The 17929-nt window shown below is 64.3% G+C and carries 16 protein-coding genes; 11 read left to right on the top strand and 5 right to left on the bottom strand.

The window, feature by feature from the left end; translation table 11 throughout:
- Positions 1-4: 4 nt before the first annotated feature.
- Both lolA and ftsK read right to left on the bottom strand, forming a co-directional pair.
- The gene (gene lolA, locus HMPREF2924_RS12390; RefSeq protein ID WP_003090414.1) at positions 5-631 is read right to left on the bottom strand and encodes an outer membrane lipoprotein periplasmic chaperone LolA; all 627 of its coding nucleotides are present in this window, start codon (positions 629-631) and stop codon (positions 5-7) included.
- A 25-nt stretch (positions 632-656) separates the two neighbouring features.
- Complete coding sequence (gene ftsK, locus HMPREF2924_RS12385) at positions 657-3092, bottom strand: DNA translocase FtsK (protein WP_003131123.1); 2436 nt, start codon at positions 3090-3092, stop codon at positions 657-659.
- A 227-nt stretch (positions 3093-3319) separates the two neighbouring features.
- Between ftsK and trxB the strand changes: the two genes are divergently transcribed.
- The 4 genes from trxB (at position 3320) to infA (ending at position 6073) form a co-directional block, all read left to right on the top strand.
- Positions 3320-4270, top strand: a complete 951-nt coding sequence (gene trxB / locus HMPREF2924_RS12380; protein ID WP_003090421.1) for a thioredoxin-disulfide reductase — start codon at positions 3320-3322, stop codon at positions 4268-4270.
- 37 nt (positions 4271-4307) lie between these two features.
- Positions 4308-4988: a leucyl/phenylalanyl-tRNA--protein transferase gene (gene aat, locus HMPREF2924_RS12375; protein ID WP_003131120.1), complete on the top strand. Its 681-nt coding sequence runs from the start codon at positions 4308-4310 to the stop codon at positions 4986-4988.
- A 54-nt stretch (positions 4989-5042) separates the two neighbouring features.
- Entirely contained in the window at positions 5043-5750 is a 708-nt protein-coding gene (locus tag HMPREF2924_RS12370) for an arginyltransferase (RefSeq protein WP_003108766.1), read from the top strand.
- Positions 5751-5854: 104 nt separating this feature from the next.
- Positions 5855-6073: a translation initiation factor IF-1 gene (infA, locus tag HMPREF2924_RS12365; protein ID WP_002553999.1), complete on the top strand. Its 219-nt coding sequence runs from the start codon at positions 5855-5857 to the stop codon at positions 6071-6073.
- A gap of 81 nt (positions 6074-6154) precedes the next feature.
- Here infA and clpA read toward each other — a convergent pair whose 3' ends face one another.
- Together clpA and clpS are read right to left on the bottom strand one after the other, a co-directional pair.
- On the bottom strand, positions 6155-8431 hold the full coding sequence (clpA, locus tag HMPREF2924_RS12360; RefSeq protein WP_003090432.1) for an ATP-dependent Clp protease ATP-binding subunit ClpA: 2277 nt from the start codon (positions 8429-8431) through the stop codon (positions 6155-6157).
- Positions 8432-8458: 27 nt separating this feature from the next.
- The gene (clpS, locus tag HMPREF2924_RS12355) at positions 8459-8827 is read right to left on the bottom strand and encodes an ATP-dependent Clp protease adapter ClpS (protein ID WP_003097649.1); all 369 of its coding nucleotides are present in this window, start codon (positions 8825-8827) and stop codon (positions 8459-8461) included.
- A gap of 225 nt (positions 8828-9052) precedes the next feature.
- Between clpS and cspD the strand changes: the two genes are divergently transcribed.
- Complete coding sequence (gene cspD / locus HMPREF2924_RS12350) at positions 9053-9325, top strand: cold shock domain-containing protein CspD (RefSeq protein ID WP_003090435.1); 273 nt, start codon at positions 9053-9055, stop codon at positions 9323-9325.
- A 72-nt stretch (positions 9326-9397) separates the two neighbouring features.
- On the opposite strand, the gene icd is transcribed toward cspD, so the two are convergent.
- Positions 9398-10654, bottom strand: a complete 1257-nt coding sequence (gene icd, locus HMPREF2924_RS12345; RefSeq protein ID WP_003090436.1) for an NADP-dependent isocitrate dehydrogenase — start codon at positions 10652-10654, stop codon at positions 9398-9400.
- A gap of 358 nt (positions 10655-11012) precedes the next feature.
- On the opposite strand from icd, the gene HMPREF2924_RS12340 reads away from it, so the two are divergent.
- The 6 genes from HMPREF2924_RS12340 to purB all read left to right on the top strand — a co-directional run bounded on the left by HMPREF2924_RS12340 (position 11013) and on the right by purB (position 17916).
- On the top strand, positions 11013-13238 hold the full coding sequence (locus HMPREF2924_RS12340) for an NADP-dependent isocitrate dehydrogenase (protein ID WP_003122606.1): 2226 nt from the start codon (positions 11013-11015) through the stop codon (positions 13236-13238).
- 86 nt (positions 13239-13324) lie between these two features.
- Positions 13325-13795 (top strand): NUDIX hydrolase, encoded by a 471-nt coding sequence (locus tag HMPREF2924_RS12335; RefSeq protein ID WP_003097654.1) that lies wholly within the window; start codon positions 13325-13327, stop codon positions 13793-13795.
- Positions 13796-13838: 43 nt separating this feature from the next.
- Positions 13839-14966, top strand: a complete 1128-nt coding sequence (gene mnmA / locus HMPREF2924_RS12330; RefSeq protein ID WP_003131114.1) for a tRNA 2-thiouridine(34) synthase MnmA — start codon at positions 13839-13841, stop codon at positions 14964-14966.
- The gene (hflD, locus tag HMPREF2924_RS12325; protein ID WP_003090440.1) at positions 14963-15583 is read left to right on the top strand and encodes a high frequency lysogenization protein HflD; all 621 of its coding nucleotides are present in this window, start codon (positions 14963-14965) and stop codon (positions 15581-15583) included. The genes mnmA and hflD overlap by 4 nt, the downstream gene beginning before the upstream one ends.
- A 2-nt stretch (positions 15584-15585) precedes the next feature.
- Positions 15586-16470: a DMT family transporter gene (locus HMPREF2924_RS12320; RefSeq protein ID WP_003090441.1), complete on the top strand. Its 885-nt coding sequence runs from the start codon at positions 15586-15588 to the stop codon at positions 16468-16470.
- Positions 16471-16545: 75 nt separating this feature from the next.
- The gene (purB, locus tag HMPREF2924_RS12315; RefSeq protein ID WP_003090442.1) at positions 16546-17916 is read left to right on the top strand and encodes an adenylosuccinate lyase; all 1371 of its coding nucleotides are present in this window, start codon (positions 16546-16548) and stop codon (positions 17914-17916) included.
- Positions 17917-17929: the final 13 nt, after the last annotated feature.

Here is a 17929-nt window from a genome sequence, read left to right as displayed (position 1 = left end):
GCGCTTACTCCTGGATCACGTCGACGCCCGGCGGAACGTCGAAGGTGAATTGCTTGGCATCCAGCGCCTCGTTCATCTTCACGTCGAAGAACAGGATGTTGGTGCGCTGGCCGACGCCATCGATCATCTGCATGTCGTTCACCTTGCCGCTGCGGAACGACAGGCGCAAGGTGTCGAAGAGGGTGTCCTTGGTCTTCGGCTTGAGCACGAAATCGACTACGTTGCCGCCTTCCTTGTAGGTGATGGCGAAGCTTTCGCTGATCTTCGAGATGTCGCCGGAGAGCAGCAGCGCCGGCGTCTGGGTCAGGCGCTGATCGAGCTTCTGGATGGTCACCTGCTCCAGGTCCGGGTCGTACAGCCAGACCTTCTCGCCGTTGGAAATGAGCAATTGCTCGTTCGGCGCATCGGTATGCCAGCGGAACAGTCCCGGCCGCTTCAGGCTCAGTTGGCCGGCGGTTTCCTGCAGGCGCGTGCCGCTACCGTCCAGGGTCAGCTGGGAAAAACGCGCGGTCAGGGTCTGGGCCTTGTTCAGCAGGCCGGTCAGGCGCTGGACGGCGGCGCTGTCGTCGGCATGGGCCAGCGAAGCGCCCATGGCCAGGGCGGCAACGAACAACGTGCGGATCAGTCGCATCGGAATCCTCTAAAACCTGTCGGGTTCAATCACGAACCGGCGCCGGCGCGATGACTTCGCGGGAGCCGTTGGTATTCATCGGGGTGACCACGCCGGCCATCTCCATCGCCTCGATCATCCGCGCGGCGCGGTTGTAGCCAATTTTCAGCTTGCGTTGCACGGCGGAGATCGATGCCCGGCGACTCTCGGTGACGAAACGTACCGCCTCGTCGTAGAGCGGGTCGTCCTCGCTGCCTTCGCCGGAGCCGTCGCCGCCATCGAAGGAACCGCCACCGCCGCCGCCTTCGTCGACGCCAGCGAGGATGTCCTCGATGTAGTCGGGCGCGCCGCGCAGCTTCCAGGCCTCGACCACCCGGTGCACCTCGTCGTCGGAAACGAAGGCGCCATGTACGCGAATCGGCAGGCCTGTGCCCGGCGGCAGGTAGAGCATGTCGCCGTGGCCGAGCAGTTGCTCGGCGCCACCCTGGTCGAGGATGGTGCGCGAGTCGATCTTGCTGGAGACCTGGAAGGCGATCCGGGTCGGGATGTTGGCCTTGATCAGGCCGGTGATCACGTCCACCGACGGCCGCTGGGTCGCCAGGATCAGGTGGATACCGGCCGCCCGCGCCTTCTGCGCGATACGGGCGATAAGCTCCTCGACCTTCTTGCCGACGATCATCATCATGTCGGCGAATTCGTCGACCACCACCACGATGGTCGGCAGGGTGCTCAGCTGCGGCGGCTCGTCGTCCGGGCTTTCGCGACGGAACAGCGGGTCGGTCAGCGGCGTGCCGGCCTCCTCGGCGTCCTTCACCTTGCGGTTGAAGCCAGCCAGGTTGCGCACGCCCATGGCCGCCATCAGGCGGTAGCGCCGCTCCATCTCCGCCACGCTCCAGCGCAGGGCGTTGGCGGCTTCCTTCATGTCGGTGACCACCGGACAGAGCAGGTGCGGGATCCCTTCGTAGATCGACAGTTCGAGCATCTTCGGGTCGATCATGATCAGTCGCGCCTCGCTCGGCGTGGACTTGAACAGGATCGACAGGAGCATGGCGTTGACCCCCACCGACTTACCGGAGCCGGTGGTACCGGCCACCAGCAGGTGCGGCATCTTCGCCAGGTCGGTGATGATCGGCCGACCGCCGATGTCGTGGCCCAGGGCCAGCGGCACGGTGGACTTGTGCTCGTCGTACTCCGGCGACGACAGCACTTCGGAGAAGCGCACCATCTGCCGGTCTTCGTTGGGAATCTCGATGCCGACGGTGGTCTTGCCGGGAATCACTTCCACCACCCGCACGCTGATCACCGCCAGCGAGCGCGCCAGGTCCTTGGCCAGGTTGGAAATGCGGCTGACCTTGACCCCCGCCGCGGGCTGGATCTCGAAACGGGTGATCACGGGGCCCGGATGCACCGAATCCACGCTGACCTCGACTCCGAACTCCTTCAGCTTGATCTCCAGCAGGCGCGACATCGCCTCCAGCGACTCGGGCGAGTAGCTCTTCTGCTTCACTTCCGCCGGGTCGAGCAGCGACAGCGGCGGCAGGGTGCCCTCCACCGCCGTATCGACGAACAGCGGCGCCTGCTTCTCTTTCAGCACGCGCTTGCTCGGCTCCGGGGCCTTCGGCGGCGGTGGCGGATCGATCTTCGGCGGCGGGCGCTTCTCCCGCTCGCTCATGTGCTTGGCCAGGGCCTCTTCGCGTTCCAGCAGGCGCTCCTTGGCCTTGGACTGTTCGCGGCGGTCCGGCACGCTCGGCGCCACCACCTCGGCGACACGCTCGTCGACCTCGCGCAGTTGCGCGACCAGTTGCTTGCGCTCGGCGCGCGCGCCCATCCAGCGATTGAAGGCGTTCTGGATCAGTTCGAAGAAGTCCAGGGTGATCTTGCCGGTGACATCCATCACCTTGAACCAGGAGAGGTCGGCGAACACCGTCAGGCCGAAGAGGAACAGGGCGAAGAACACCAGCGTGCTGCCCTGCACGTTCAGCGCATCCACCGCGACGCGGCCCAGGCTCTGGCCGATGGCGCCGCCGGCCGAGGCGCTGGCCGGCATGTGGCCGCTGGCGTGGAAATGGATGTAGGCCAGTGCCGAGCCGGCCAGGATCAGGAAGATCAGCCCGACCAGGCGCCAGGAAAACAGCCAGGTGTTCCATTCCCACGGCAGGTTGCGGCGGCGGAATACCTGCCAGGTCTTGATGCCCAGCAACAGCGGAAAGAGGTAGGCGAAGTAGCCGAGCGTCATGAACAGGATATCGGCGGATACCGCACCGAGCCGACCGGCGGCATTCTGCACCTGGTCAACCTGGCTCGAGTGACTCCAGCTCGGATCGGCCGGGTCATAGGTGAGCAGAGCCATCCACAAGTAGAGGCAGAGCGCGCCCAGCGCGATCAGGACCCCTTCCTTCAGGCGGGAATGCAGTTGCTGACGCCATGCGGCGGCATGGCTCGCGGTGGTCGAATCCTTCAAATCGCTATTTTTCCTGCGCACGGCTGGTGCTTTAGAAGCTGTCTTGGTCAAAACGCGCCTATTGTACGGCTTTAGGGAAACTCTGAAAAATCACACCCGAAATCAGCGGCAATCCGTGCGTGGCTGATCCCGGCCCCGGGGTTTTGCCGGCCTTTTGCGGATAGGTGTAGCATAGCCGGCAGAACTCTTCAGGCGGCTCCATTGGAGCACGCATTTTCTTATGTGACAAAGGCTTATGGAGTCTTTTTATGAGTGAAGTCAAGCATTCGCGCCTCATCATCCTGGGCTCCGGTCCGGCCGGCTATACCGCCGCCGTGTACGCCGCACGCGCCAATCTCAAGCCAGTGGTGATCACCGGCATCCAGCCAGGCGGCCAGCTGACCACCACCACCGAAGTCGACAACTGGCCGGGCGACGTCGAAGGCCTTACCGGCCCGGCGCTGATGACCCGCATGCAGCAGCACGCCGAGCGTTTCGACACCGAGATCGTCTACGACCACATCCACACCGCCGAGTTGCAACAGCGCCCCTTCACACTGAAGGGCGATAGTGGCACTTATACCTGCGATGCATTGATCATTGCCACCGGTGCCTCCGCGCAATACCTGGGCATGTCGTCGGAAGAAGCCTTCATGGGCAAGGGCGTTTCCGCCTGCGCCACCTGCGACGGCTTCTTCTACCGCAACCAGGTGGTCTGCGTGGTCGGCGGCGGCAATACCGCCGTCGAGGAAGCGCTGTACCTGGCCAACATCGCCAAGGAAGTCCACCTGATCCACCGTCGCGACAAGCTGCGTTCGGAGAAAATCCTCCAGGACAAGCTGTTCGACAAGGCCGAGAACGGCAACGTGCGCCTGCACTGGAACACCACCCTGGACGAGGTGCTGGGCGACGCCAGCGGCGTCACCGGCGTACGCCTGAAGAGCACCATCGACGGCAGCACCAGCGAACTGTCGCTGGCCGGCGTGTTCATCGCCATCGGCCACAAGCCGAACACCGACCTGTTCCAGGGCCAACTGGAAATGCGCGACGGCTACCTGCGGATCCACGGCGGCAGCGAAGGCAACGCCACCCAGACCAGCATCGAAGGCGTGTTCGCCGCCGGCGACGTGGCCGACCACGTCTACCGCCAGGCCATCACTTCCGCCGGCGCCGGCTGCATGGCCGCGCTGGATGCCGAAAAATACCTCGACGACCATTGATCGGACCCGGGGGAGGCCCGCCCTCCCCTACCCCGCCATGCTGACCTGGCTTTCCCGCACCGACTTCGACTTTCCGCCCCTCGACAAGGCCCTGCAGGAGCCCAACGGGCTGCTCGCGGCCGGAGGCGACCTCAATCCGCAACGCCTGGTCGCAGCCTATCGCCACGGCTGCTTCCCCTGGTACCAGGATGGCCAGCCGATCCTCTGGTGGTCGCCCGACCCGCGCACCGTCCTGTTCCCCGACGAACTGCACGTTTCCCGCAGCCTGGCCAAGTGCCTGCGCCAGCAACGCTTCGAAGTCACTTTCAACCATGACTTCCGGGCGGTGATCCAGGCTTGTGCCGCGCCGCGTGACTACGCCGACGGCACCTGGATCACCACGCCGATGCAACTGGCCTACCAGGAGCTGCACCTGCGCGGAATTGCCCACTCCGTGGAAGTCTGGCAGGAGCGACAACTGGTCGGCGGCCTCTACGGCCTGGCCATGGGCAGGCTGTTCTTCGGCGAATCGATGTTCAGCCGCGCCGACAACGCTTCCAAGGTCGGCTTCGTCACGCTGGTCCGCCATCTGCGCGACGCCGGCTTCGTCCTCATCGACTGCCAGATGCCGACCCGCCACCTGCACAGCCTGGGCGCCCGCGCCATCAGCCGGGGGGAATTCGCCGACTACCTGCAACGCTATCGCGACCAGCCTCCTACCGGCGACCTGGATTTTTAGGCGAGTTTCCGTGCCTGGCATAAACTTGCTTATGGGTCCCTGCTGGAGTTCACCATGACCGAACTCGCCCGACTGAAGTTCTACGCGACGCAACCGCACCCGTGCAGCTACCTGCCCGAGGAGCAGGCAACCACCCTGTTCCTCGATCCCAGCCAGCCCATGGACACGCAGCTGTACGCCTCGCTGTCGGAAGTCGGCTTCCGCCGTAGCGGCGACCATCTCTATCGTCCGCACTGCCAGCATTGCACCGCCTGCATCGCCGCGCGCATACCGGTCGCCGACTTCAGCCCGAACCGCCAGCAGCGGCGCATCCTCAAGCGCAATGCGGAACTGCAGGTGATCCGCAAGCGACCGAGCTTCAACGAGGAGTACTACGACCTCTATCGGCGCTACATCGAGCAACGCCACGCCGACGGCGACATGTATCCGCCCAGCCGCGACCAGTTCGCCACCTTCCTGGTCCGCGACCTGCCCTTCTGCTGCTTCTTCGAGTTCCGCCTGCATGGCCGCCTGCTGGCCATAGCCGTGACGGACGTGCTGCCGAACGGACTCTCGGCCGTCTATACCTTCTACGATCCCGACGAAGAGCAGCGCAGCCTGGGACGCTACGCGATCCTCTGGCAGATCGCCGAGACCGAACGCCTGGGCCTGCAGGCCGTCTACCTGGGCTACTGGATCAAGAATTGCCGCAAGATGAACTACAAGACCCAGTACCGGCCCATCGAACTGTTCGTCAACCAGCGCTGGGTCGCCCTCACCTGATAGCCGTGTGGCGCTATTGTCGATTTTCTGGCACAATGCACGCCGCTTTTCACGGCCCACCTCTCATTGAAAGGGCCACCCATAGATACCGAGGGCTCTACTGCATGTCGAAAGAAGACAGCTTCGAAATGGAAGGTACTGTCGTCGACACCCTGCCCAACACCATGTTCCGTGTGGAGTTGGAAAATGGGCACGTCGTCACCGCGCACATCTCCGGCAAAATGCGCAAGAACTACATCCGCATCCTCACCGGCGACAAGGTCCGCGTGGAACTGACGCCCTACGACCTGAGCAAGGGCCGCATCACCTACCGCGCCCGCTGAGTCGACACGAGCCGCTGCGGCTCGCCGATTGCAAAAGAAAACGCCCGGCATCTGCCGGGCGTTTTCGTTGCCGCGCTCGGATCAGGCGGGCTCCGCCGCCGTGATCTCGAACTCGAAGGCCAGCTCGTCGCCCTTCAGGTCGACATGCACCAGGCCGCCATGCTCGGCCAGCTCGCCGAACAGGATCTCCTCGGCCAACGGCCGCTTGATCTTGTCCTGGATAAGCCGCGCCATCGGTCGCGCACCCATCTGCACGTCGTAGCCCTTCTCCGCCAGCCAGCCGCGCGCCGCATCGCTGACCTCGAGCTGGACGCGCTTGTCCTCCAGCTGCGCCTGCAGCTCGGTGAGGAACTTGTCGACCACGCTCTTGATCGTCTCGGTGCTCAGGCGGCCGAACTGGATGATGGTATCCAGGCGGTTGCGGAACTCCGGGGTGAAGCTCTTCTTGATCACTTCCATCGCATCGGTGGTGTGATCCTGCTGGTTGAAGCCGATCGACGCGCGCGCCGCCACTTCCGCGCCGGCGTTGGTGGTCATGATCAGGATGATGTTGCGGAAGTCCGCCTTGCGCCCGTTGTTGTCGGTCAGGGTGCCGTGGTCCATCACCTGCAGCAGCAGGTTGAAGACCTCCGGGTGAGCCTTCTCGATCTCGTCGAGCAGCAACACGCAGTGCGGGGTCTTGGTGATCGCCTCGGTGAGCAGGCCGCCCTGGTCGAAGCCGACGTAGCCCGGAGGCGCACCGATCAGCCGCGACACGGTATGCCGCTCCATGTACTCGGACATGTCGAAGCGCACCAGCTCCACGCCCAAGGCCTTCGCCAACTGCCGCGCCACCTCGGTCTTGCCCACGCCGGTGGGACCGGCGAAGAGGAACGAGCCGACCGGCTTGTCCGGCGCCTTGAGCCCGGCCCGGGACAGCTTGATCGCCGTGGACAGCGACTCGATGGCGTCGTCCTGGCCGAACACGGTCAGCTTGAGGTCGCGCTCGAGGTTGCGCAGCAACTCCTTGTCGGAGGTGGTGACGTGTTTCGGCGGGATCCGCGCGATCTTCGCCACGATATCCTCGACCTGCGCCACCTCGATGCGCTTCACGCGCTTCTCTTCCGGCTGCAGGCGCTGGTAGGCGCCCGCCTCGTCGATGACGTCGATGGCCTTGTCCGGCATGTGCCGGTCGTTGATATAGCGCGCCGCCAGCTCGGCCGCGGCGCGCAGCGCCTCGTCGCTGTACTCGATGTGGTGATGCTGCTCGAAGCGCCCCTTGAGGCCCTTGAGGATGCCATAGGTATCTTCCACCGACGGCTCGGTCACGTCGACCTTCTGGAAGCGCCGCGCCAAGGCCCGGTCCTTCTCGAAGATGCCGCGGAACTCCTGGAAGGTGGTCGAGCCGATGCAGCGGATCTCGCCCGAGGACAAGACCGGCTTGAGCAGGTTGGAGGCGTCCATTACCCCGCCGGATGCCGCACCGGCGCCGATGATGGTATGGATCTCGTCGATGAACAGCACCGCGTGCGGGCGCTTGCGCAACTCGTTGAGCAAGGCCTTGAAGCGCTTCTCGAAGTCGCCGCGGTACTTGGTACCCGCGAGCAAGGCACCCAGGTCGAGGGAGTAGACCACGCTGTCGGCCAGCAGGTCCGGCACCTGGCCATCGACGATGCGCTTGGCCAGGCCTTCGGCGATGGCAGTCTTGCCGACCCCCGCCTCGCCTACCAGCAGCGGGTTGTTCTTGCGCCGGCGGGCAAGGATCTGCGCCACCCGCTCGACTTCATGCTCGCGCCCCACCAGCGGGTCGATCCGCCCCTGGCGAGCCAGTTCGTTGAGGTTGCTGGCATAGGCGTCCAGCGGATGGTTGGACGTGGCCGACTCGCCACCTTCCTCATCCTGCATATCCTGCTCCCCATCCTGCGGATGTTCGGCATGCCCGGGCACCTTGGAGATGCCGTGGGCGATGTAGTTCACCACATCGATACGCGCGATGCTCTGCTGCTTGAGCAGGAACACCGCCTGGCTTTCCTGTTCGCTGAAGATCGCCACCAGGACATTGGCCCCGGTCACTTCGCGCTTGCCGGAACTCTGCACGTGGAACACCGCACGCTGCAGGACGCGCTGGAAGCCCAGCGTCGGCTGGGTTTCGCGCTCGTCGTCGTGCTGCGGGATCAGCGGCGTGGTGGAATCGATGAATTCCTGCAGGTCGCGCCGCAGCTTGTCCAGGTTGGCACCGCACGCACGCAATACCGTTGCCGCCGCCTCATTGTCCAGCAAGGCCAGCAGCAGGTGCTCAACCGTCATGAATTCATGGCGTTTGGCCCTCGCCTCCTTGAAGGCGAGATTGAGGGTGACTTCGAGCTCTCGATTCAACATGGCTTCACCTCGCTCCCAAACATCCGATCAACTGTCTTTCTCTATCTCGCAGAGCAATGGATGCTGGCTCTCCCGTGCATACTGATTGACCTGCATCGCCTTGGTTTCGGCCACGTCCCGGGTAAACAAGCCGCAGACCGCCTTACCCTGAGTATGTACCGTCAACATGATCTTGGTGGCTTTTTCCCGGTCCATGTTGAAGAACACTTCCAGCACTTCAACAACAAAGTCCATCGGCGTGTAATCGTCGTTGAACAGTACCACCTTATACAACGGTGGCGGCTGTAATACAGGCTTCGACTCCTGTACCGCGAGCCCCGCCCCTTCGTCCTCGTGTTCATGAGGCTCGGGATGGTCCTGATTGAATGTTAGTCGAATCTGGCTAGGTGCATGCATGAGGAAAAAAAGCTTTGCCTTTCTGGAAAGTTATGGACCGACATGATGTTGATCCGTTTCTCAGGCGTATGGTTCAGCGCCTTGACTAACTGCAAAAGGGTGTTACAAACAATGGAATACCCCTACAGGGTATCAGGGGTTCCGCACCCGTCTCGACCCAGGTCGGACGCGGGATCGTAGTGGATGATACTCCAGCGTTGGAGTCCTTTGCAGAGGGATATGAGCATGCTCAGCGGTAAGGTCAAGTGGTTCAACAACGCCAAGGGCTACGGGTTCATCCTGGCCGAGGGCCGAGATGAGGACCTGTTCGCCCATTACTCGGCCATTCAGATGGACGGTTACAAGACACTCAAGGCGGGCCAGCCGGTCAATTTCGAGATCATCCAGGGACCGAAGGGACTGCATGCCATCAACATCAGCCCCGCCACCGCGACAACCGCCGCACCCTCCGCCCCCGCCCCGCAGGAAGAGCCGCAGGCGACGCCCATCGAAGCCTGACCCCAACGCGGATGCGGAAATGAAAAAGGCCGGTGCGAACCGGCCTTTTTCTCGTTCGGGCGCTAGCCCTTCCTACATCTTGGCGATCATCGCGTCGCCGAACTCCGAGCAGGACAGCAGGGTCGCGCCGTCCATCAGGCGTTCGAAGTCATAGGTCACGGTCTTGGCGGCGATCGCCCCGTTGGTGCCCTTGATGATCAGGTCGGCCGCCTCGGTCCAGCCCATGTGGCGCAGCATCATCTCCGCGGAGAGGATCAGCGAACCCGGGTTGACCTTGTCCTGGCCGGCGTACTTCGGCGCGGTGCCGTGGGTCGCCTCGAACATGGCCACCGAATCGGACAGGTTGGCGCCGGGCGCGATGCCGATGCCGCCGACCTCGGCCGCCAGGGCGTCGGAGAGATAGTCGCCGTTCAGGTTCAGGGTGGCGATCACGTCGTACTCGGCGGGGCGCAGCAGGATCTGCTGCAACATGGCGTCGGCGATCACGTCCTTGACCACGACGTTCTTGCCGGTCTTCGGATTCTTGAACTGCATCCACGGACCGCCGTCCAGCAGCTCGGCGCCGAATTCATCGCGCGCGACTTCGTAGCCCCAATCCTTGAAGGCACCCTCGGTGAACTTCATGATGTTGCCCTTGTGCACCAGGGTCACCGAACTGCGGTCGTTGTCGACGGCGTATTGCAGGGCCTTGCGCACCAGGCGCTTGGTGCCTTCCTGGGAAACCGGCTTGATGCCGATGCCGCAGTTCTCGGTGAAGCGGATCTTCTTGACGCCCATTTCCTCGGTGAGGAACTTGATAACCTTCTCCGCCTCCGGCGAACCGGCCTTCCACTCGACGCCGGCATAGATGTCCTCGGAGTTCTCGCGGAAGATCACCATGTCCACGTCGCCAGGCTTCTTCACCGGGCTGGGCACGCCTTCGAACCAGCGTACCGGCCGCTGGCAGACGTAGAGATCGAGTTGCTGGCGCAGGGCCACGTTCAGGGAGCGGATGCCGCCACCGACCGGGGTGGTCAGCGGGCCCTTGATGGAAACCACGTAGTCGCGCACGGCGTCCAGGGTTTCCTGGGGCAGCCAGGTGTCCTGGTCATAGACCTGGGTGGCCTTCTCGCCGGCGTAGACTTCCATCCAGGCGATCTTGCGCTCGCCCTTGTATGCTTTTTCCACTGCAGCGTCGACAACCTTGATCATGACCGGGCTGATATCGACGCCGATGCCATCACCCTCGATGAACGGGATGATCGGGTTCTTCGGTACGCTCAAGGACATGTCGGCATTCACAGTGATTTTGTCACCGGTCGCCGGCACCTGGATCTTTTGGTATCCCATGCTGAACTCCGTGTTGTGGTTAAAACCCTGTTGCAGCCTTCTAGGGTAGCCCAGTTGTCCGCCCGGAAACCACATCTTCCTTAGTCTAAACAGGCGAGCGCATCAGCCCGGCGAGAGGGTGGTATACTGCGCGCCATGACTTCGCAGTCATCGAGGTCCGAGCAGTCTGGGACCAGACCCTCTCCCCTCGCAGCGTCGGGTTCGCCACCATGAGCCCGCCGTACAACGCTCTACTGGCGCCCCTATATCCCGCGGCATATCTCGATTTCGATTCAACCCGATGTTGAGCGAAGGCATCGCGTCCACCAACGCGTATCGAGACTCTGTGCGCGCCCAGCAAAAAAGAGAGTTACCGTAGATGTCCATCCGCTCGAAGATCACCTACACCTTCACCGACGAAGCACCCGCGCTCGCCACCTACTCGCTCCTCCCCATCGTCAAGGCCTTTGCCGCTTCCGCCGGCATCGACGTCGAGACCAGCGACATCTCTCTTGCAGGACGCATCCTGGCCAACTTCGCCGACCGCCTCGAAGCCGACCAGCGTATCGAAGACGACCTCGCCCGCCTGGCGGTCCTGGCCACCTCGCCCGACGCCAATATCATCAAGCTGCCCAACATCAGCGCCTCGGTGCCCCAGCTGAAAGGCGCGATCGCCGAGCTGCAGGGCCTGGGCTACAAGGTTCCCGACTTCCCGGAAGACCCGCAGACCGACGAAGAGAAAGAGGTTCGCGCACGCTACGCGAAGATCCTCGGCAGCGCCGTGAACCCGGTCCTGCGCGAAGGCAACTCCGACCGTCGCGCGCCTGCCGCGGTGAAGGCCTACGCCCGCAAGCACCCGCACTCCATGGGCAAGTGGAGCATGGCCTCGCGCTCCCACGCCGACTACATGCGCGGCGGCGACTTCTTCTCCAGCGAACAGTCCATCACCATGGCCAAGGCCGGTGACGTGCGCATCGAGTTCGTCGGCAAGGACGGCAAGGTCGAGGTCAAGAAGCAACTGAGCCTGCAGGAAGGCGAAGTGCTCGACAGCATGTTCATGAGCTGCGGCAAGCTGCGCGACTTCTTCGAGAAGACCCTGCAGGACTGCAAGGAAACCGGCGTCATGTGGTCCCTGCACGTCAAGGCGACCATGATGAAGATTTCCCACCCGATCGTCTTCGGACATGCGGTGAGCGTCTACTACAAGGACGTCTTCGACAAGTGGGGCCAACTCTTCGAAGAGCTCGGCGTGAACCCGAACAACGGTATCTCCAGCGTCTACGACAAGATCAAGTCGCTGCCCGCCTCCCAGCAGGAAGAGATCCTCCACGACATCCACGAGGTGTACAGCCACCGCCCGGAAATGGCGATGGTCGACTCCGTGAAAGGCATCACCAACCTGCACATTCCGAGCGACGTCATCGTCGACGCCTCGATGCCGGCGATGATCCGCAACTCCGGCCAGATGTGGGGCAAGGACGGCAAGCAGAAAGACACCAAGGCGGTAATGCCGGAAAGCACCTACGCCCGCATCTACCAGGAGATGATCAACTTCTGCAAGACCAACGGCGCCTTCGACCCGACCACCATGGGCAGCGTGCCGAACGTCGGCCTGATGGCGCAGAAGGCCGAGGAATACGGCTCCCACGACAAGACCTTCGAAATGACCGCCGACGGCACCATGCGCGTGGTCCTGGCCGACGGCAGCGTGCTGATGCAGCACGAGGTGGAGACCGGCGACATCTGGCGCGCCTGCCAGACCAAGGACGCGCCGATCCGCGACTGGGTCAAGCTGGCCGTCACCCGCGCCCGCCAGTCCGACACCCCGGCGATCTTCTGGCTGGACCCGGAGCGCGCCCACGACCGCGAACTGCGCAAGAAGGTCGAGCTGTACCTCAAGGACCACGACCTGACCGGCCTCGACATCAGCATCATGGGCTACAACGAGGCCATTCGCGTCAGCATGGAACGCCTGATCCGCGGCAAGGACACCATCTCGGTGACCGGCAACGTCCTGCGCGACTACCTGACCGACCTGTTCCCGATCATGGAACTGGGCACCTCGGCCAAGATGCTCTCCATCGTTCCGCTGATGGCGGGCGGCGGCATGTACGAAACCGGCGCCGGCGGCTCGGCACCCAAGCACGTCCAGCAACTGGTGGAAGAGAACTACCTGCGCTGGGACTCCCTGGGCGAGTTCCTGGCCCTGGCCGTGTCCCTGGAGGAAACCGGGATCAAGACCGGCAACGCCAAGGCCAAGCTGCTCGGCAAGGCGCTGGACGAAGCCACCGGCAAGCTGCTGGACAACAACAAGTCGCCGTCGCGCAAGGTCGGCGACATCGACAACCGCGGCAGCCACTTCTACCTGGCGATGTACTGGGCCCAGGCCCTGGCCGCCCAGGACGAAGACGCCGAACTGAAAGCGCACTTCGCACCGCTGGCCAAGGCCCTGACCGAGCAGGAAGCGACCATCGTCGCCGAACTCAATGCGGTCCAGGGCAAGCCGGCCGAGATCGGCGGCTACTATCGCTCCAACCCGGAGCTGACCAGCAAGGTGATGCGCCCCAGCGCCACCTTCAACGCAGCGATCGACAGCCTGGCCTGATGGCGTCACGCTGACGAAGCAGAAACCCCGGGCCTACGCTCGGGGTTTCTTTTTATCGAGGCCTTTTCCGTACCGAGGAGACATCCATGAGCTGGCATCCCCATGTCACCGTAGCGACCATCGTCGAGGACCAGGGCCGCTTCCTGCTGGTCGAGGAACAGGCCGACGGCCGCGAGGTGCTGAACCAGCCCGCCGGGCACCTGGAGCCCGCCGAAAGCCTGCTCGAGGCCGCCCTGCGCGAAACCCTCGAGGAAACCGGCTGGGAGGTCGAGCTGAGCGCCGTCACCGGCATCTACCTGTACACCGCCCCGTCCAACGGCGTCACCTACCAGCGCGTATGCTTCGCCGCCCGCCCCGTGCGCCACCATCCCGAACGCGCCCTCGACGACGGCATCATCGGCCCGCGCTGGCTGACCCGCGACGAACTGGCCGCCCAGCCGCAGCGCTGGCGCAGCCACCTGGTGCTGCGCTGCATCGACGACTACCTGGCCGGCGGCCGCTATCCCCTGGCGCTGATCCGCGACACCCACGTGTCGCCCTCCCTGCCCCAGGCCTGATAGAATCCGCGTTTTACGAATTCGCCCGTGACGCCTGATCGCTATGTCTGAATCCGCCCCCACCCCACGCCGCGAGCGCGTGATCGTCGGCATGTCCGGCGGCGTCGACTCGTCCGTCTCCGCCCTGCTCCTGTTGCAGCAGGGCTATCAGGTCGAAGGCCTGTTCATGAAGAACTGGGACGAGGACGACGGCACCGAATACTGTACCGCCCGCGAGGACCTGGCCGACGCCCAGGCCGTCTGCGACCGGATCGGCATCAAGCTGCACACGGCGAACTTCGCCGCGGAATACTGGGATAACGTGTTCGAGCATTTCCTTGCCGAGTACAAGGCAGGCCGTACGCCGAACCCGGACATCCTCTGCAACCGCGAAATCAAGTTCAAAGCGTTCCTCGACTACGCGCTGATGCTCGGCGCGGACCTGATCGCCACCGGCCACTATGTGCGGCGCCGCGACCGCGACGGGCGCACCGAGCTGCTCAAGGGCCTGGACCCGAACAAGGACCAGAGCTACTTCCTGCACGCGGTGGGCGGCGAGCAGATCGCCCGCAGCCTGTTCCCCGTCGGCGAACTGGAGAAGCCGGAAGTCCGCGCCATCGCCGAGAAGCATGGCCTCGCCACGGCGAAGAAGAAGGACTCCACGGGCATCTGCTTCATTGGCGAGCGACGCTTCACCGATTTCCTCAAGCAGTACCTGCCGGCCCAACCGGGCGACATCGAGACCACCGAAGGCAAGGTCATCGGTCGCCACAGCGGCCTGATGTACCACACCATCGGCCAGCGCCAGGGCCTCGGCATCGGCGGTCTCAAGGAAGCCGGCGACGATCCCTGGTACGTGCTCGGCAAGGACCTGCAACGCAACGTGCTGCTGGTCGGCCAGGGCAACGACCACCCGCTGCTGTTCTCCCGCGCCCTGCTGGCCTCGCGAATCTACTGGGTCAACCCGGTCGAACTGGAGCGGCCGCGCCGCCTGCGGGCCAAGGTGCGCTACCGGCAGAGCGACCAGGACTGCGTCCTGGAGAAAACCGCCGAAGGCTACCGCGCGGTGTTCGACGAACCGCAGCGCGCAGTGACCCCGGGGCAATCGGTGGTGTTCTACGACGGCGACGTCTGCCTCGGCGGCGGCGTGATCGAAACGGCGGAAGCCTGGGATTTCGGAGGACGCCCGTGAGCGATCCGCGACAGCAACTGATTGCCCTCGGCGCCGTCTTCGAATCCGCAGCCCTGGTCGACAAGCTGGCACGCACCGGGCAGATCAGCGAAGCCCCGCTGGGCTGCATGCTCGGCAGCCTGCTGGCGCGCAACCCGGCCAGCACCCTGGACGTCTACGGTGGCGACAGCCTCAACCTGCGCGACGGCTTCAAGGCCCTGGCCAGCGCCCTGGAGCGCAAGCCCGGCAGCCTGCAGCGCGAACCGCTGCGCTACGCCCTGGCGATGCTGACCCTGGAACGGCAACTGGACAAGCGCGGCGACATGCTCGACCTGATCGGCCAGCGCCTCGACCAGGTCGAACAGCAGGTCCAGCACTTCGGCCTGGTCCACGAGAACGTCATCGCATCGTTCGCCAGCATCTACCAGGACACCCTCAGCACCTTCCGCCAGCGCATCCAGGTACACGGCGACATGCGCCATCTGCAGGTCAGCAGCAACGCCGCGCGGATCCGCGCCCTGCTGCTCGCCGGCATCCGCTCGGCGCGGCTCTGGCGGCAACTGGGCGGCAGCCGCTGGCAGATGGTGTTCAGCCGGCGCCGGCTACTCAACGAACTCTATCCCCTGCTGCGCGGCTAGCCATGGCCGGGAGCCAGCCGCAACGGCGCAACAGCCCGACCCAGGGCGCCGCCATGCTGGCTCTTTCGGCGCTGTTCTTCGCCCTGATGGGCGGCCTGATCCGCGAGGCCTCCAGCACCGTCAACAACGAAACCGTGGTGTTCTTCCGCAACCTCGTCGGCGTGCTGTTCTTCCTGCCCCTGGCGCTGACTCGCGGCATCGGCCCGCTGCGCACCCGCCGCCCGCTATCGCACCTGCTGCGCACCACCTACGGCCTGGGCGGCATGTACTGCTACTTCTACGCCCTCGCCCACCTACCGCTGACCGACGCCATGCTGTTCAGCTATGCCGCGCCGGTGTTCACGCCGCTGATCGCACACCTGTGGATCAAGGAGCCGCTGACCCGCCGCATGATGGTCGCCACCCTGGTCGGCTTCCTCGGCGTGCTGCTGGTGGCCAGGCCCAGCGGCGCGGTAGTGGCGCCGATCGCCCTGGTCGGCATCGCCTCCAGCCTGATGGCCGCCTGTGCCTTCGTCTCGATCCGCGAAATGAGCGACAGCGAGCCGGCCTATCGCATCGTCTTCTACTTCGCCCTGTTCGGCACCCTGTTCTCCGCCGTGCCGCTGGCCTGGGCCTGGCAGCCGCTGAACGGCCAGGAACTGCTCCTGCTGCTCGGCGCCGGACTGTTCGCCAGCCTCGGCCAACTGACCATGTCGCAGGCCTATGCCCTGGCCTCCCCGGGAGTGATCGGACCGATCGCCTACATGGCCATCGTTTTCGCTGGGGTGATCGCCTGGCTGCGCTGGGACGAACTGCCCAGCCACACGTCGCTGCTCGGCGCCGCCCTGATCTTCGCCGCCAGCCTGATCCCCCTGCTGGGCAACCGCCCCGCCGAAAGGCCCCGCTGAATGCCCCACCGGGGCGCACCTTTCATGTATGATATGCGCCCCTTTTTCGTTGACTTCCAGCCACGAGAACGTCTCATGCAGCTTTCCTCGCTCACCGCGGTATCCCCCGTCGATGGCCGCTATGCCGGCAAAACCAGCAGCCTGCGTCCGATCTTCAGCGAATACGGCCTGATCCGTTTCCGCGTCATGGTGGAAGTCCGCTGGCTGCAGCGCCTCGCCGCCCACGCCGGGATTCCCGAGGTCGCGCCGTTCTCCGCCGAAGCCAACGCCCTGCTCGACAGCCTGGCCAGCGACTTCCAGCTGGAACACGCCGAACGCATCAAGGAAATCGAGCGCACCACCAACCACGACGTGAAAGCCGTGGAGTACCTGCTCAAGGAACAGGCCGCCAAGCTCCCGGAGCTGGCCGCGGTCAGCGAGTTCATCCACTTCGCCTGCACCTCCGAGGACATCAACAACCTGTCCCACGCCCTGATGCTCCGCGAGGGTCGCGACAGCGTGCTGCTGCCGCTGATGCGCCAGATCGCCGAGGCCATCCGCGAACTGGCGGTGAAATTCGCCGACGTGCCGATGCTCTCCCGCACCCACGGCCAGCCCGCCTCGCCGACCACCCTGGGCAAGGAACTGGCCAACGTCGTCTACCGCCTGGAGCGGCAGATCAAGCAGGTCGCCGGCATCGAGTTGCTGGGCAAGATCAACGGCGCCGTGGGCAACTACAACGCCCACCTGTCCGCCTATCCCGAAGTCGACTGGGAAGCCAACGCCCGCCAGTTCATCGAAGGCGACCTCGGCCTGACCTTCAACCCCTACACCACCCAGATCGAGCCGCACGACTACATCGCCGAGCTGTTCGATGCGATCGCCCGCTTCAACACCATCCTCATCGACTTCGACCGCGACGTCTGGGGCTACATCTCCCTCGGCTATTTCAAGCAGAAGACCGTGGCCGGCGAGATCGGCTCCTCGACCATGCCGCACAAGGTCAACCCGATCGACTTCGAGAACTCCGAGGGCAACCTCGGCATCGCCAACGCGCTGTTCCAGCACCTGGCCAGCAAGCTGCCGATCTCGCGCTGGCAGCGCGACCTGACCGACTCCACCGTGCTGCGCAACCTCGGTGTCGGCATCGCCCACAGCGTCATCGCCTACGAGGCCAGCCTGAAGGGCATCGGCAAGCTGGAGCTGAACGCCCAGCGCATCGCCGAGGACCTGGACGCCTGCTGGGAAGTCCTCGCCGAGCCGGTGCAGACCGTGATGCGTCGCTATGGTGTGGAAAACCCCTACGAGAAGCTGAAGGAACTGACCCGCGGCAAAGGCATCAGCGCCGAAGCCTTGCAGACTTTCATCGAAGAGCTGGCGATTCCCGCCGAGGCCAAGGTCGAGCTGAAGAAGCTGACCCCGGCCGGCTACGTCGGCAATGCCGCCGCCCAGGCCAAGCGCATCTGAGCACGCAACCCTT

It is taken from the genome of Pseudomonas sp. HMSC063H08 (assembly GCF_001813645.1).
GTDB lineage: Bacteria > Pseudomonadota > Gammaproteobacteria > Pseudomonadales > Pseudomonadaceae > Pseudomonas > Pseudomonas aeruginosa.
Note: the sequence above shows the minus strand (reverse complement) of the source record. Positions and strands in the feature narration are given on the sequence as shown.

Coding starts and splice junctions, on each gene's coding strand:
- lolA (WP_003090414.1), bottom strand. CDS start 631: ATGCGACTGATCCGCACGTTGTTCGTTGCCGCCCTGGCCATGGGCGCT.
- trxB (WP_003090421.1), top strand. CDS start 3,320: ATGAGTGAAGTCAAGCATTCGCGCCTCATCATCCTGGGCTCCGGTCCG.
- aat (WP_003131120.1), top strand. CDS start 4,308: ATGCTGACCTGGCTTTCCCGCACCGACTTCGACTTTCCGCCCCTCGAC.
- HMPREF2924_RS12370 (WP_003108766.1), top strand. CDS start 5,043: ATGACCGAACTCGCCCGACTGAAGTTCTACGCGACGCAACCGCACCCG.
- infA (WP_002553999.1), top strand. CDS start 5,855: ATGTCGAAAGAAGACAGCTTCGAAATGGAAGGTACTGTCGTCGACACC.
- clpA (WP_003090432.1), bottom strand. CDS start 8,431: ATGTTGAATCGAGAGCTCGAAGTCACCCTCAATCTCGCCTTCAAGGAG.
- clpS (WP_003097649.1), bottom strand. CDS start 8,827: ATGCATGCACCTAGCCAGATTCGACTAACATTCAATCAGGACCATCCC.
- cspD (WP_003090435.1), top strand. CDS start 9,053: ATGCTCAGCGGTAAGGTCAAGTGGTTCAACAACGCCAAGGGCTACGGG.
- icd (WP_003090436.1), bottom strand. CDS start 10,654: ATGGGATACCAAAAGATCCAGGTGCCGGCGACCGGTGACAAAATCACT.
- HMPREF2924_RS12340 (WP_003122606.1), top strand. CDS start 11,013: ATGTCCATCCGCTCGAAGATCACCTACACCTTCACCGACGAAGCACCC.
- HMPREF2924_RS12335 (WP_003097654.1), top strand. CDS start 13,325: ATGAGCTGGCATCCCCATGTCACCGTAGCGACCATCGTCGAGGACCAG.
- mnmA (WP_003131114.1), top strand. CDS start 13,839: ATGTCTGAATCCGCCCCCACCCCACGCCGCGAGCGCGTGATCGTCGGC.
- HMPREF2924_RS12320 (WP_003090441.1), top strand. CDS start 15,586: ATGGCCGGGAGCCAGCCGCAACGGCGCAACAGCCCGACCCAGGGCGCC.
- purB (WP_003090442.1), top strand. CDS start 16,546: ATGCAGCTTTCCTCGCTCACCGCGGTATCCCCCGTCGATGGCCGCTAT.